This is a genomic window from Streptomyces sp. A5-4, from assembly GCF_051131715.1.
Classification (GTDB): Bacteria; Actinomycetota; Actinomycetes; order Streptomycetales; family Streptomycetaceae; genus Streptomyces.
In genome coordinates, this window is record NZ_CP178591.1 from 1739371 (window position 1) to 1752447 (window position 13077).

Below are 13077 nucleotides of genomic sequence, written 5' to 3' on the forward strand. Positions count from 1 at the left end.
AGGGGCGCACCCGTGACGACGGGGGCGCCCCTTCGGCATGCGTACGGCGGCGGCTAGCCGGCGAGGCAGGACGGGCCGAGCAGCACCTTCAGGTCGCCGAAGAGCGCGGGGTCCGGCTGCACGCGGTGCCGGTCGAGCCGCAGCACCGTGGTCTTGCGCGCCCCCTGGAGCTTGATCCGGACCTCGGTGTTGCCCCGGTGGTGCTTGAGGATCTCGTCGAGCTTGGTGATCATCGGCGGCGTGACCTTCACCGTCGGGATGGTGAGGACCACCGGCGCGTTCGTCCCCGCCGACGACACGTCCGGGACCATCAGCTCCATCGCGACGAGCCGGGGGATGTCCTCGCGCTTGTCGAGGCGTCCCTTGACGAAGACCACAGTGTCCTCGACGAGCTGGGTCGAGACCAGCTGGTACGTCGCCGGGAAGAACATGCACTCGATGGAGCCGGCCAGGTCCTCGACCGTGGCGATCGCCCAGGCGTTGCCCTGCTTGGTCATCTTGCGCTGGAGGCCGGAGATGATGCCGCCGATGGTCACGATCGCGCCGTCGGAGTGCTCACCGCCGGTGAGCTGGGAAATCGCCGCGTCGGCCTTGTCCGACAGCACGTGCTCGATGCCGAAGAGCGGGTGGTCGGAGACGTACAGACCGAGCATTTCCCGCTCCTGCGCCAGCAGGTAGGACTTGTCCCACTCGATGTCGGAGAATTCGATGTCGAGCCCGAAGCCGGGCGCGTCACCGTCCTCGTCGCCCCCGCCGAACAGGTCGAACTGCCCCTCGGCCTCCTTGCGCTTGACCTGCACCACGTTGTCGATCATCGGCTCGTGGTGCGCGACGAGGCCCTTGCGGGTGTGGCCCATCTCGTCGAAGGCACCGGCCTTGATGAGGGATTCCACGGTCCGCTTGTTGCACACGACCGCCTCGACCTTGTCGAGGAAGTCCGGGAAGGAGGCGTACTTCCCCTTCGCCTTGCGGCAGCGGATGATCGAGTCCACCACGTTCTGCCCGACGTTGCGGATGGCGGTCAGGCCGAAGAGGATCACGTCGTCGCCCTGGGCGGCGAAGTTCGACTGGGACTCGTTCACATTGGGCGGCAGCACCTTGATGCCCATGCGGCGGCACTCGTTGAGGTAGACCGCCGACTTGTCCTTGTCGTCCTTGACCGAGGTCAGCAGCGCCGCCATGTACTCGGCGGGGTAGTTCGCCTTGAGATAGGCCGTCCAGTAGGTGACCAGTCCGTACGCCGAGGAGTGCGCCTTGTTGAACGCGTATCCGGCGAACGGGACCAGCACGTCCCACAGGGCCTGGATCGCCGAGTCCGAGTAGTTGTTGTTCTTGGCGCCGGCCTGGAAGAGCACGAAGTTCTTGGCGAGCTCGTCGGGCTTCTTCTTGCCCATCACGCGGCGCAGGATGTCGGCCTCGCCCAGCGAGTAGCCGGCGACGATCTGGGCGGCCTTCTGCACCTGCTCCTGGTACACGATGAGGCCGTACGTCATGCCGAGAACCTCGCTGAGCGGCTCCTCCAGCTCGGGGTGGATCGGCGTGATCTCCTGCTGCTTGTTCTTGCGCAGGGCGTAGTTCGTGTGCGAGTTCATGCCCATCGGGCCCGGCCGGTACAGGGCGCCGACGGCGGAGATGTCCTCGAAGTGGTCGGGCTTCATCAGCCGCAGCAGCGACCGCATCGGCCCGCCGTCGAACTGGAAGACGCCGAGGGTGTCCCCGCGGCAGAGCAGCTCGTACGTCTTGGGGTCGTCCAGCGCGAGGCTGAGCATCTCCAGATCGATGCCCTTGTTGGCCTTCACCATCTTGACGGCGTCGTCCATGATCGTGAGGTTGCGCAGGCCGAGAAAGTCCATCTTCAGCAGGCCGAGCGACTCGCACTGCGGGTAGTCCCACTGCGTGATGGTGACGCCGTCGGAGTGCCGCACCCACACCGGGACGTGGTCGGTGATGGTCTCGCTGGACATGATCACGCCGGCCGCGTGCACACCCATCTGCCGGACCAGGCCCTCGACACCCTTCGCGGTGTCGATGACCTTCTGCACGTCCGGCTCGTTCTCGTACATCGCCCGGATCTCGCCGGCCTCGCTGTAGCGCGGGTGCTTCGGGTCGGTGATGCCGTTGAGATCGATGCCCTTGCCCAGCACATCGGCGGGCATCGCCTTGGTGAGCCGGTCGCCCATCGCGTACGGGTAGCCGAGGACGCGGGCGGAGTCCTTGATCGCGTTCTTCGCCTTGATCTTGCCGTACGTACCGATCATGGCGACCTTGTCGGCGCCGTACTTCTCGGTGACGTACCTGATCACCTCGCCGCGCCTGCGCTCGTCGAAGTCGATGTCGACATCGGGCATGGAGACGCGCTCGGGGTTGAGGAACCGCTCGAAGATCAGACCGTGCTCGATCGGGTCGAGGTCGGTGATTCCCATCGCGTACGAGACGATCGAACCGGCCGCCGAGCCGCGCCCGGGGCCCACCGCGATGCCGTTCTTCTTCGCCCACATGATGAAGTCGGCGACCACCAGGAAGTACCCGGGGAAGCCCATCTCGATGATGATGCCCATCTCGTACTCGACCTGCTTGAGCCGGTCTTCCGGGATGGTGCCGGGGAAGCGCCTGGCCATGCCGCGCATGGTCTCCTCGCGGAACCAGGTGACCTCGGTGTACCCGTCGGGGATGTCGAACTTCGGCATCAGGTTCCGCTCCTGGAACCAGCCCTCGGTGTCGATCTGCTCCGCGACGAGCAGCGTGTTGGCGCAGCCCTGCTGCCAGGCCTCGGACGAGTCCACGGCGTACATCTCGTCGGTGGACTTCAGGTAGTAGCCGGTGCCGTCGAAGCGGAAGCGGTCCGGGTCCGAGAGGTTCTTTCCGGTCTGGATGCACAGCAGGGCGTCGTGCGCGGTCGCCTCCTTCGCATAGGTGTAATGCGAGTCGTTGGTGACCAGCGGCGGGATGTTCAGCTTCTTGCCGACCGCGAGAAGCCCCTCGCGGACGCGGCGCTCGATCTCGATGCCGTGGTCCATCAGCTCCAGGAAGTACTTGCCCTCGCCGAAGATGTCCTTGTAGTCCGAGGCGGCCTGCACCGCCTCGTCGAACTGACCGAGCCGCAGCCGGGTCTGCACCTCACCCGACGGGCAGCCCGTCGAAGCGATGAGCCCCTCCGACCACTTGGCGATCGTCTCCTTGTCCATCCGGGGCCACTTCGTCAGCCAGCCCTCGGCGTAGGCGTCCGACGACAGCCGGAAGAGGTTGTGCAGGCCGGTGCGGTTCGACGCCCAGATCGTCTTGTGCGTGTAACCACCCGAACCGGACACGTCGTCGCGCTTCTGGTGCGGCTGGCCCCATTGGATCTTGCGCTTGTTCCGCCGCGACTCGGGCGCCACATACGCCTCGATGCCGATGATCGGCGTCACGTCGGCCTTTTTGGCCTGATGGAAGAAGTCGTACGCCCCATGCAGATTGCCGTGGTCGGTCATCGCGATGTGCGACATGCCCATCTCGTTGCAGGCGTCGAACATGTCCTTGAGCCGCGCGGCACCGTCCAGCAGCGAGTACTGGGTGTGGACGTGAAGGTGCGTAAAAGGCGGCTTGGTCACGGCGAAGGCCTCCGGCGAAACGGTCGATGACAGGTTGGGGCGACAGCGTGGAAGTCTACGTCGGGCGACTGACAGTTCGGAGGATCCTTCGGCGCCGTGCACCTCGACGAGGGGCCGGGGGCGGGCGGGCACCCGGCCGGGCACTCACGGGTACGGTCGAGCGTTGGACGGGGCGAAACACTCGTCCCACTTGCCCTGTACGTCATGCACCAGGAGGCACCCGGCGATGTCGGTCCAGCAGACAGACGCTGCTCAGCGCGGCGAAGAGATCCTCGCCGTTTTCGACACCGCGTTCGGCACGCTCCTCGCCGCCGACCCGGCCGCGTTCCGGGTCAAGTTCCGCAAGATGGCCGCCTCCGCCTTCGCCTTCTACCGGGGCACGGCCTGCCTGTTCTACAACGACCTGGAGCGCGAACAGCACGGCGGCCCGTACCTGGACGAGCGCACCGGCCGGGTGTGGATCCACGGCGATCTGCACGCCGAGAACTTCGGCACGTACATGGACTCCCAGGGCCGTCTGATCTTCAATGTGAACGACTTCGACGAGGCGTACGTCGGCCCCTTCACCTGGGACCTCAGGCGCTTCGCCGCCTCCATCGCGCTCATCGGCTACACCAAGGCCCTCAGCGACGGGCAGATCACCGAGCTGGTGCGGACATACGCCGCCGCCTACCGCGAGCGCATCCACGCCCAGGCCACCGGCGCCAAGAACGACGAGGTGCCGCCCTTCACGCTGGACACGGCCGACGGGCCGCTGCTGGGCGCGCTGCGCGTCGCGCGCTCGATGACCCGCTTCGGGCTGCTCGACTCGATGACCGAGATCCGCGAATTCGAGCGTCGCTTCGCGCCGGACGGCGGCTCCATCGACCTCGACGCCGCCACCCGGTACAAGGTCCTGGCGGCCTTCGACGGCTACCTGGAGACGCTGCCCGAGTCCAGCCTGACCCGACCCGACTCGTACCGGGTGAAGGACGTCGTCGGGCGGCGCGGCATCGGCATCGGCTCGGCCGGCCTGCCCTCGTACAACATCCTCCTTGAGGGCAACAGTGACGCCCTGGAGAACGACGTGGTGATCTACATGAAGCAGGCGCAGACCCCAGCGGTCTCCCGGCACATCATCGACCCCTCCGTCCGCGGGTACTTCCAGCACGAGGGCCACCGCACGGTGATCTCGCAGCGCGCGCTCCAAGCGCACGCCGATCCGTGGCTGGGCTGGACCGAGCTGGACGGGGCCGGGCAGCTGGTCGCGGAGGTCTCGCCGTACGCCGTCGACCTGAACTGGTCGGACATCGACGACCTGGACGAGATCACGGTCGTCGTCGCCGACCTCGGCCGGGCCACCGCGACCATGCACGCGGCGGCGGACGACGAAAGCGGGCACTCGCTGGTGCCGTTCTCCACGGAGCGGGCGATCGACGCGGCCATCGCCGCCGACGAGGAGCACTTCGGTGACCTCCTGGTGGACTTCGCGCACTCCTACGGCGCGCGGGCCCGCACGGACCACCAGATCTTCGTCGACCTCTTCCGCAATGGGCGCATCCCGGGGCTGCAGGGCCTCTAGGGGTGTCCGGAAGGCACCTTTAGGAAGGCCTTACCCGGACCCATGGCAAACTCCTGTCCGATGGACATATCAGGGGCCCGGTTGAGGACACTGCGCGCGGCGCTTTTCACGGCACTCGTCGTGACGCTGTCCGCGGGGTCCCACGTGCTCCTTTCCGGGATCCCGCTGCCGGTGAACACGGTCGCCGCGGTCGGCGTCGCGGTGTTCGCCGTGGCGTACGCGCTGGCGGGCCGAGAGCGCGGCTTCGGGCGGATCGCCGCCCTGCTCGTCCCGCTGGAGCTGGCCGCCGACACCGTCTTCACCGCCGGGCAGCACGTCTGTTACGGCCCGGCGGGCGGCCCCGTGGCGGGTCCGCTGCGCGCCTTCGGCGTCGATGTGCTGTGCGGCGGCAGCGGTGTCGGGGCGCCCCTGGCGCGCGTCACCGGCTCCGGGGAGAGCGTGGCGGCGCTGCTCAGCTCCCCGGATCCCGCGCTGCCCTGGCTGCTGCTCGGCGCGCATGTGACGGTCGGTCTGTTCGCGGCGCTCTGGCTGCGGCGAGGCGAGGCCGCGCTGGCCGGGCTGCTGCGCGCGACGGCCGGCTTCGCCTTCCGGCCGCTGCTGATCGCGGCGGCCATGGCGGTCTCGGTCCACCGGACCGTGCGGCGCACGGCACCCCCCGCGCGCCGGGCGCGGAGTTCCGCGCGCGACCGGCTGTTCGTGCACTGGGTCGGACGGAGGGGACCACCGCGCTCGGCATTCACCCTCGCCTGAGCCGGTAAGTCCCCCCTGTCTGTCACACCCCATCGGAGACCGTCATGAGTGCACGCAACAGCCATTCCAACAAGGCCGCCGCCCGCGACCGGCTGCGCATCGAGCGCGAGCGCCAGGCCAAGAAGGACAAAACCCGCAGGCAGCTGGTGGTCGCGGGTACCATCGTCGCCGTCCTGGCGATCGCCGGCGGCGTCGGCTACGGCATCATGCAGGCGAACAAGCCCAGCGCCTGGGAAGCCGCCAAGGACAAGAAGCAGGTCACCGAGCCCGCCAACACCACGGGCGCGAACGGCACGACCGTCGTCATCGGCAAGAAGGACGCCAAGAAGACGCTGGAGCTGTACGAGGACGCGCGCTGCCCGATCTGCGCGACCTTCGAGCAGTCGGTCGGCAAGACGATCGAGAAGGACGTCGCGGCCGGCAAGTACAAGATCCGCTATGTCGGCGCCACGTTCATCGACAACAGCGACAGCGGCGAGGGCTCGAAGAACGCGCTGAGCGCGCTGGGCGCGGCGCTCGATGTCAGCCCCGAGGCCTTCCTCGAATACAAGGCGGCTCTCTACTCCAAGGACAACCACCCCGCCGAGCAGGACGACAAGTTCGCCAAGGACGACGACCTGCTCAAGATCGCCGAGGGTGTGGGCGCGCTCAAGAACAGCACGAAGTTCCAGAAGAACGTGCAGGCCGGCACCTTCGACGCCTGGGCGATGAAGATGTCCGACGCCTTCAGCGACAGCGGCGTGGAGGGCACCCCGACACTCAAGATGAACGGCAAGAAGCTCACCGCCGAGGGCAGCGAGAACGCCCCCATGACGCCCGACGCGTTCAACACCGCGATCGACAAGGCCATCAAGGGCTGACGCAAGAGGCCGCTGCGGGACGGCACTTCGCGGCAGGTCCACGGAACATTTCACGAAAGGGCAGGCGAACGTTCAAGCGATTCGCCTGCCCTTCGGGCCTACCGCTCAGTAATGTGATCGTCCGTGACCAGTCGATTCTCCTCTGCCCCCAGCCGCCGCACGGTCGTCAAGGCCGCTGCCGCCACCGCTGTCGCCGTACCCACTGTCGCCATAACCGTCCTGGCCGGCCCGAGCGCCGCCGCCGGGACGCGGGCCTCGGCCTTCCTCCACGGAGTCGCCTCGGGCGACCCGCTGCCCGACGGCGTACTGCTGTGGACCCGGGTCACGCCCACCCCCGACGCGGTCCCCGGCTCCGGCAAGGGGCCCGATGTGGAGGTGAGTTGGGAAGTCGCCCTGGACAAGGACTTCTCCCAGGTCGTCAACAGCGGTACGACGAAGGCGAGTGCCTCCACCGACCACACGGTCAAGGTCGATGTGAGAGGCCTGCGCCCGGCCACCGCGCACTACTTCCGCTTCTCGGCCGACGGTGTCAGATCCCCCGCCGCCCGCACCCGTACCGCTCCGGCCGTCGACGCCGCCACACCCGGTGTGCGCTTCGGAGTCGTCTCCTGCGCCAACTGGGAGTCGGGCCACTTCTCCGCGTACCGCCACCTCGCCGCCCGCGCCGACCTCGACGCGGTCCTCCATCTCGGCGACTACCTCTACGAGTACGCGAGCGGCGGCTACCCGGCGCCGGAGTACGTCGTACGGGAGCACGAGCCGAAGCACGAGATCGTCACCCTCGCCGACTACCGCACCCGGCACGGCAAGTACCGGACCGACCCCGATCTGCGGGCCCTGCACGCGGCGCACCCGGTCATCGCGATCTGGGACGACCACGAGTTCGCCAACGACGCCTGGTCGGGCGGCGCGGAGAACCACACGCCGGGCGCCGAGGGCGACTGGGCCGCGCGGGTGGCCGCCGCCAAGCAGGCGTACTTCGAGTGGATGCCGGTCCGCGCCTCCACCGAGGGCACCGTCTACCGCCGTCTGCGCTTCGGCAAGCTCGCCGATCTGCACCTCCTGGACCTGCGGTCCTTCCGCTCCGAGCAGGCGAAGGTCGGCAGCGGCGCGGTGGACGACCCGGAGCGTACGGTCACGGGCCGAGCCCAGCTGGACTGGCTCAAGTCGGGACTCGCCTCCTCCGACGCCACCTGGAGACTGGTCGGTACGTCGGTGATGATCTCGCCGGTGGCCTTCGGCTCCGTACCGGCCCATCTCCTGGCGCCACTCGCCGAGTTGCTCGGGCTGCCCAAGGGGGGCCTCGCGGTCAACACCGACCAGTGGGACGGCTACACCGACGACCGCAAGGAGCTGATCGGCCACCTCAAGGACCGGGCGATCAAGAACACGGTCTTCCTCACCGGCGACATCCACATGGCCTGGGCCAACGACGTGCCGGTCAAGGCGGCGACGTATCCGCTGTCGCAGTCCGCGGCGACCGAGTTCGTGGTGACCTCGGTGTCCTCGGACAACCTCGACGACATCCTGCATGTCGCGCCGCAGACCGTCTCGTTGGTCGCCGCCACGGCGATCAAGGCGGCCAACCGGCATGTGAAGTGGCTCGACATGGACTCGCACGGCTACGGCGTCCTCGACGTGACGGGCGAGCGCTCACAGATGGACTACTTCGTCCTCTCCGACAAGTCGAAGCAGGACGCGACGTCGCGCTGGGCCCGCTCGTACCGCACTCTTTCGGGCACTCAGCGGGTGGAGCGGGTGTACCAGCCCGTACTCTGACGGGCATGCACGGGGGCGGGGAACACCGGGGTCGCAGAGTCGTCGACGGTCGCTTCGAGCTGTTGGAGCGGCTCGGCAGCGGTGGCATGGGGACGGTATGGCGGGCCCGCGACCTCGCCCTCCACCGCGAGGTGGCCCTGAAGGAAGTCAGGCCCCCCGGCCCCGCGTTGCTCGACAGTGAGGCCTCGCGCGTGATGCGCGAGGCGCGGGCGCTGGCGCGGCTCAACCACTCGCATGTGGTGACGATCCATCACATCGTGGACGCGTGGGCGGACGGGCCGCATCCGTGGCTGGTGATGGAGCTGCTGCCGGGCCGCACAAGGCGTCAGCCCGATGCGCCGGGACACCAGCCTGGCGACACCGGCCGCGGTGCTCGACGACCCGGTTCCGCCGCCCCGGCAGGCGGGCCCGCTCGGCCCCGTACTGGCCGAACTGCTGGTCGGGGACACCGCTGCCCGGCCATCGGCGGAGCGCCTCGACGCGCTGCTGGCCGACGCCGCCTCGGGGCGGCTTCCCGCTCCATCACCGACGCCCGTGCCGCCCTCGCCGACCCGGACCGACACCCCGTGGCCGCATCATCTGCCGACGGTGTCCTCGCAGGGCCCGCCGCCCGCCCGGTCCGGTGGCTCGGGGGTCCGGGTGCCCCTGATCGCCGCAGCGGCGGCCGTGGCGCTGGTCCTGGGGGGGCCTGGGGGCGTACGCGCTGACCAGGCCGGACGACGGAATGGACGCCGCCGGCACCGGGGGCGGGGGCCGCTCGACGGCGACGGTCACCGCGACGACGGATCCCGAGCCACCGCCGGAGCCGACGGCCACGTCCGCCGCCCCTACGCCGACAACCACCTCCACGCGGGCCGCTCCACCCCCGCCCACGGCCGGCTGGATCGCCCAGCCGCGCTCGGTGCCGCTGTCGTCGGGCCGGGCCGGCTCAGCGACGCCCCTGAGGACCAGGTGTTCCAGTGCCGCCCGCCGGCGGCGAACCCGACGGGCCGCTGCACACGCCCGTAGCCGCGGAGCACCCGCCACGCACCGCCCCTCCCGCGCCCTACAACGTCGCCAGGAACCCCAGCGCCACCTTCCACGTCAGGTCGGCCGATTCCGCGTCGAAGTCCGGCAGCTCCGGGTCCGTGTAGAGGTGCCCGGCCCCGGGATACCGGTAGACCTCCACATCCGTACCGATCCGCCGCATCTGCAGGTACCACGCGTTGAGCCAGTCGTTCGGCTCGAAGGGATCGGGGTCCGCGACATGCAGTTGCACCGGCAGGTCGGGCGCCGACGCGTCCTGCGCGATGTCCGAGGTCCCGTGCAGAAGCAGCAGGCCGCGCGCCTTCTCGTCACCGAGTGCCAGCGTCTGCGCGACGGACCCGCCGAAGGAGAATCCGGCGTACACCAGCCCGCTCTCGGAGTGCGGCGCGGCGGCCAGCACCGCCCGCTTGAGCAGCTCGTCACGGCCGAAGCTGTCCTTGAGCGCCATCCCTTCCTCGGTGGTCCCGGCCGTTTGCCCATCGAAAAGGTCGGGCACGTGCACTTGGTGCCCGGCGGCACGCAGCCGCTCGGCGGCGGCGTGCACCGCCGGACGAAGGCCGTAGACGGAGTGGAAGAGAATGATGTCCATTCCGCTATCCTCCCATTTCGATTCGGAGCTAGTTTCTAGCCATGGAGAACGTACTGCGCCCGTTGATCGTCATCGGCGGCTCGGTCGTGCTCACGCTGCTCGTCGGCTGGGCCGCCGACGTACTGCTGCGTCGTACCGATGCCCGCCACCACGAGACCCCGCTGTGGGGCCTGCTCCGCCGCTGCCGCCTGCCGCTCCAGGTCGTCCTGCTGACCACCCTGCTGAGAGGGGCCTACGGCCAGACGAAGGTGAAGCTCATCCAGGACCACGAGGCCGGCATCGGCCGGGCCCTGTCCCTGGTCCTGATCGCCGCCAGTGCCTGGCTGGTCATCCGCATCGTCTCGGCCGTGGTCGAGACGACGTACGCCCGCTACGCGTCCACGACCCGCGACCCGGCCCGGGTACGGCGCGTCCGCACCCAGGTGACGCTGATCATGCGGATCGTGACGGCCGTCGTCGTGGTGGTGGCGGTCGCGGCGAGCCTGCTGACCTTCCCCGACATGCGCGCGATCGGTACGTCGATGCTGGCGTCCGCCGGAATCATCGGCATCGTCGCCGGTGTCGCCGCCCAGTCCACCCTCGGCAACCTCTTCGCGGGCTTCCAGATCGCCTTCGGCGACATGGTGCGGATAGGCGACACGGTGGTGGTGGACGGCGAGTGGGGTGTCGTCGAGGAGGTCACACTCACCTTCCTGGCGGTACGGACCTGGGACGAGCGCCGGATCACGATGCCGGTGTCCTACTTCACCAGCAAGCCGTTCGAGAACTGGTCGCGCGGCGGGTCCCAGATGACCGGCACGGTCTTCTTCCAGCTGGACCACAGCGCCCCGGTGAGCCTGATGCGCGAGAAGCTCCAGGAGGTCCTCGGCACCTGCATGGCCTGGGACGGCCGCGACTGGAGCCTGGCGGTCACCGACACCACGCCGAGCACCATCGAGGTGCGTGCCGTGGTCACCGCCAAGGACGCGGACGACATCTGGACGGCCCGGTGCGCCGTGCGCGAGCAGCTGATCGCCTGGCTGTGCGAGAAGCATCCGTACGCGCTGCCGCGGGTCACCACCACCGCCGCCGCGCTGCCGCCGGACGGGCAGTGGCCGGAGCTGGGCAAGGCCGACGGACGGCCGCCGCGCGCCGACGAGACCGGCCGGGGCTGACGGCTGCGAGCGGCGCCACCCGGGCGGGCGCGTCCCCCTGGCCGGGCGCCTCCCCCGGGTGGCCGCTCCCACCGGGACCGTCGCGCCCCCGCGCAGCCGGCCGGCTCAGCGCAGGCTGCGCATGTCCAGCTGGTGCAGGACCCGGTCGACGATCTCGGGGTTGGCTCCCACCTCGCTGCGCGCCGAGAGCACCTCGTGGCGGGCGGCCGACAGCATCTCCCGCTGGATCCGCTGCACCGACTTCACCCGCTCGGCCCGCTGCGCGAACGCCTCCCGGCGTTCCTCGTCGATGATCTCGGGGCTGATCCTGGCGCCGATGTCGTACGCGCCCCGGTGCAGCCGGTCGACGACCTCCTCCGGCAGGTCCTCGACCTCTTCGATCTCCTTGAGCCTGCGCTTGGCGGCCTTCGCGGCCCGCACCGCGAGCTCGTGCTCGACCAGCCGCTCCAGGTCCGTGTCGGCGCGCACGCCCAACTTCCGCACCAGCCAGGGCAGCGTCAGCCCCTGGACGACGAGCGTCGTCATGATGACGGCGAACGCGACGAAGATGATCTCGTCCCGGGCCGGGAAGGGAGAGCCGTCCTCCGTCTTGAGCGGGATCGCCAGCGCCAGCGCGACGGACGCCACACCCCGCATGCCCGACCACCACATGATGACGGTCTCGCGCCAGCTGACGGGGATCTCCTCGTCGTAGTCGCGCAGCGAGTGCATCCGCTTGGCCAGCCAGGTCGCCGGCAGCAGCCACAGCAGCCGTACACCGACGACGACCCCGACGATGGCGGCGCCCCAGCCGAGCATCTCGGACAGGCGTCCGTCGGCCGTGCCGAAGACGACATGCAGCTCCAGCCCGATCAGACCGAAGGCGACACCGGTGACGAGGGTGTCGACGATCTGCCAGAAGGTCTGCCCGGCCAGCCGGCCGAGCACGTCGTCGGCGTCGGTGGCGTGCTCGGCGAGGAAGAGCGCGATCACCAGGACGGCGAGCACACCGGACCCCTTGAACTCCTCGGCCAGCACATAGCTGACGAAGGGCGCGAGCAGCGTCAGGCCGATCTGCAGGGTCGCGTCGCCCAGGAAGCCCATCAGCTTGACGGTGAGCCAGCCGAGCCCGAGGCCCACCGCCACGGCGACCACGGCGGACAGGACGAGTTCCCCGACCGCGGCGGGCCAGGAGAAGGTCCCGCTCACCGCCGCGGCGATGGCCACGTGGTAGAGCACGATGGCGGTCACGTCGTTGAACAGGCCCTCGCCCTCCAGGATCGACACCAGCCGGCGCGGCAGCCCGAGGGATCCGGCCACGGCGGTCGCGGCGACCGGGTCGGGCGGGGCCACCAGTGCGCCGAGCGCGATGGCCGCGGCGAACGGCAGCCCGGGGAGAATGGAGTTGGCCACGGCGGCGACGGCGGCCGTGGTGACGAAGACCAGCGCCACCGCGAGCAGCAGGATGGGCCGCAGGTTCGCCGTGAACTGCCGCCAGGAGGTGCGCTGCACGGAGGCGTACAGCAGCGGGGGCAGCACCAGCGGCAGGATGTACTCGGGCGGAACTTCGATGTTCGGCACGAACGGCAGCAGCGCCAGTACGATCCCGACGAGCGTCATCAGGATCGGCGCCGGCAACCCGATCCGCTCCCCCAGCGGCACCGTGATCACGGCCCCGAGCAGCAACACGAACAGCAGGGCCAATTGATCCACGGTGCGCCCTCCGGCGGTACGAGACCTGGACGATCAAGGTCCCCAGACTGCCACGCCCTCCCCCTTTGACGGAGCA

General features: G+C 69.5%; 8 protein-coding genes and 1 pseudogene. 6 read left to right on the forward strand and 3 right to left on the reverse strand.

Annotated features, from left to right (window positions below; all coding sequences use genetic code 11):
- Nucleotides 1–53: 53 nt before the first annotated feature.
- Nucleotides 54–3590 carry a DNA polymerase III subunit alpha gene (gene dnaE / locus ACLLJJ_RS08035; protein WP_434588582.1) on the reverse strand — a complete coding sequence of 1179 codons (3537 nt, stop codon included), beginning with the start codon at nucleotides 3588–3590 and terminating at the stop codon, nucleotides 54–56.
- A gap of 226 nt (nucleotides 3591–3816) precedes the next feature.
- Between dnaE and ACLLJJ_RS08040 the strand changes: the two genes are divergently transcribed.
- The 5 genes and pseudogenes from ACLLJJ_RS08040 to ACLLJJ_RS08060 form a co-directional block, all read left to right on the forward strand.
- The gene (locus ACLLJJ_RS08040; RefSeq protein WP_434588583.1) at nucleotides 3817–5151 is read left to right on the forward strand and encodes a DUF2252 domain-containing protein; all 1335 of its coding nucleotides are present in this window, start codon (nucleotides 3817–3819) and stop codon (nucleotides 5149–5151) included.
- Nucleotides 5152–5211: 60 nt separating this feature from the next.
- Nucleotides 5212–5901: a hypothetical protein gene (locus ACLLJJ_RS08045; protein WP_434588584.1), complete on the forward strand. Its 690-nt coding sequence runs from the start codon at nucleotides 5212–5214 to the stop codon at nucleotides 5899–5901.
- Between the two features lie 44 nt (nucleotides 5902–5945).
- Nucleotides 5946–6761, forward strand: coding sequence for a DsbA family protein (locus tag ACLLJJ_RS08050; protein WP_434588585.1), 816 nt, complete (start codon nucleotides 5946–5948; stop codon nucleotides 6759–6761).
- Between the two features lie 123 nt (nucleotides 6762–6884).
- The gene (locus ACLLJJ_RS08055) at nucleotides 6885–8540 is read left to right on the forward strand and encodes an alkaline phosphatase D family protein (protein WP_434588586.1); all 1656 of its coding nucleotides are present in this window, start codon (nucleotides 6885–6887) and stop codon (nucleotides 8538–8540) included.
- Nucleotides 8541–8545: 5 nt separating this feature from the next.
- A pseudogene (locus ACLLJJ_RS08060) lies at nucleotides 8546–9092 on the forward strand (protein kinase domain-containing protein); the annotation flags it as partial.
- Between the two features lie 493 nt (nucleotides 9093–9585).
- Here the strand turns inward: ACLLJJ_RS08060 and ACLLJJ_RS08065 are convergent.
- A complete protein-coding gene (locus ACLLJJ_RS08065; RefSeq protein ID WP_434588587.1) occupies nucleotides 9586–10155 on the reverse strand; it encodes a dienelactone hydrolase family protein in 570 nt (189 codons plus the stop codon).
- 41 nt (nucleotides 10156–10196) lie between these two features.
- Here ACLLJJ_RS08065 and ACLLJJ_RS08070 point away from each other — a divergent pair, with 41 nt between their 5' ends.
- Complete coding sequence (locus ACLLJJ_RS08070; RefSeq protein ID WP_434588588.1) at nucleotides 10197–11309, forward strand: mechanosensitive ion channel family protein; 1113 nt, start codon at nucleotides 10197–10199, stop codon at nucleotides 11307–11309.
- A 105-nt stretch (nucleotides 11310–11414) separates the two neighbouring features.
- Here the strand turns inward: ACLLJJ_RS08070 and ACLLJJ_RS08075 are convergent, their stop codons facing one another.
- Complete coding sequence (locus ACLLJJ_RS08075) at nucleotides 11415–13001, reverse strand: Na+/H+ antiporter (protein ID WP_434588589.1); 1587 nt, start codon at nucleotides 12999–13001, stop codon at nucleotides 11415–11417.
- Between the last annotated feature and the right edge of the window lie 76 nt (nucleotides 13002–13077).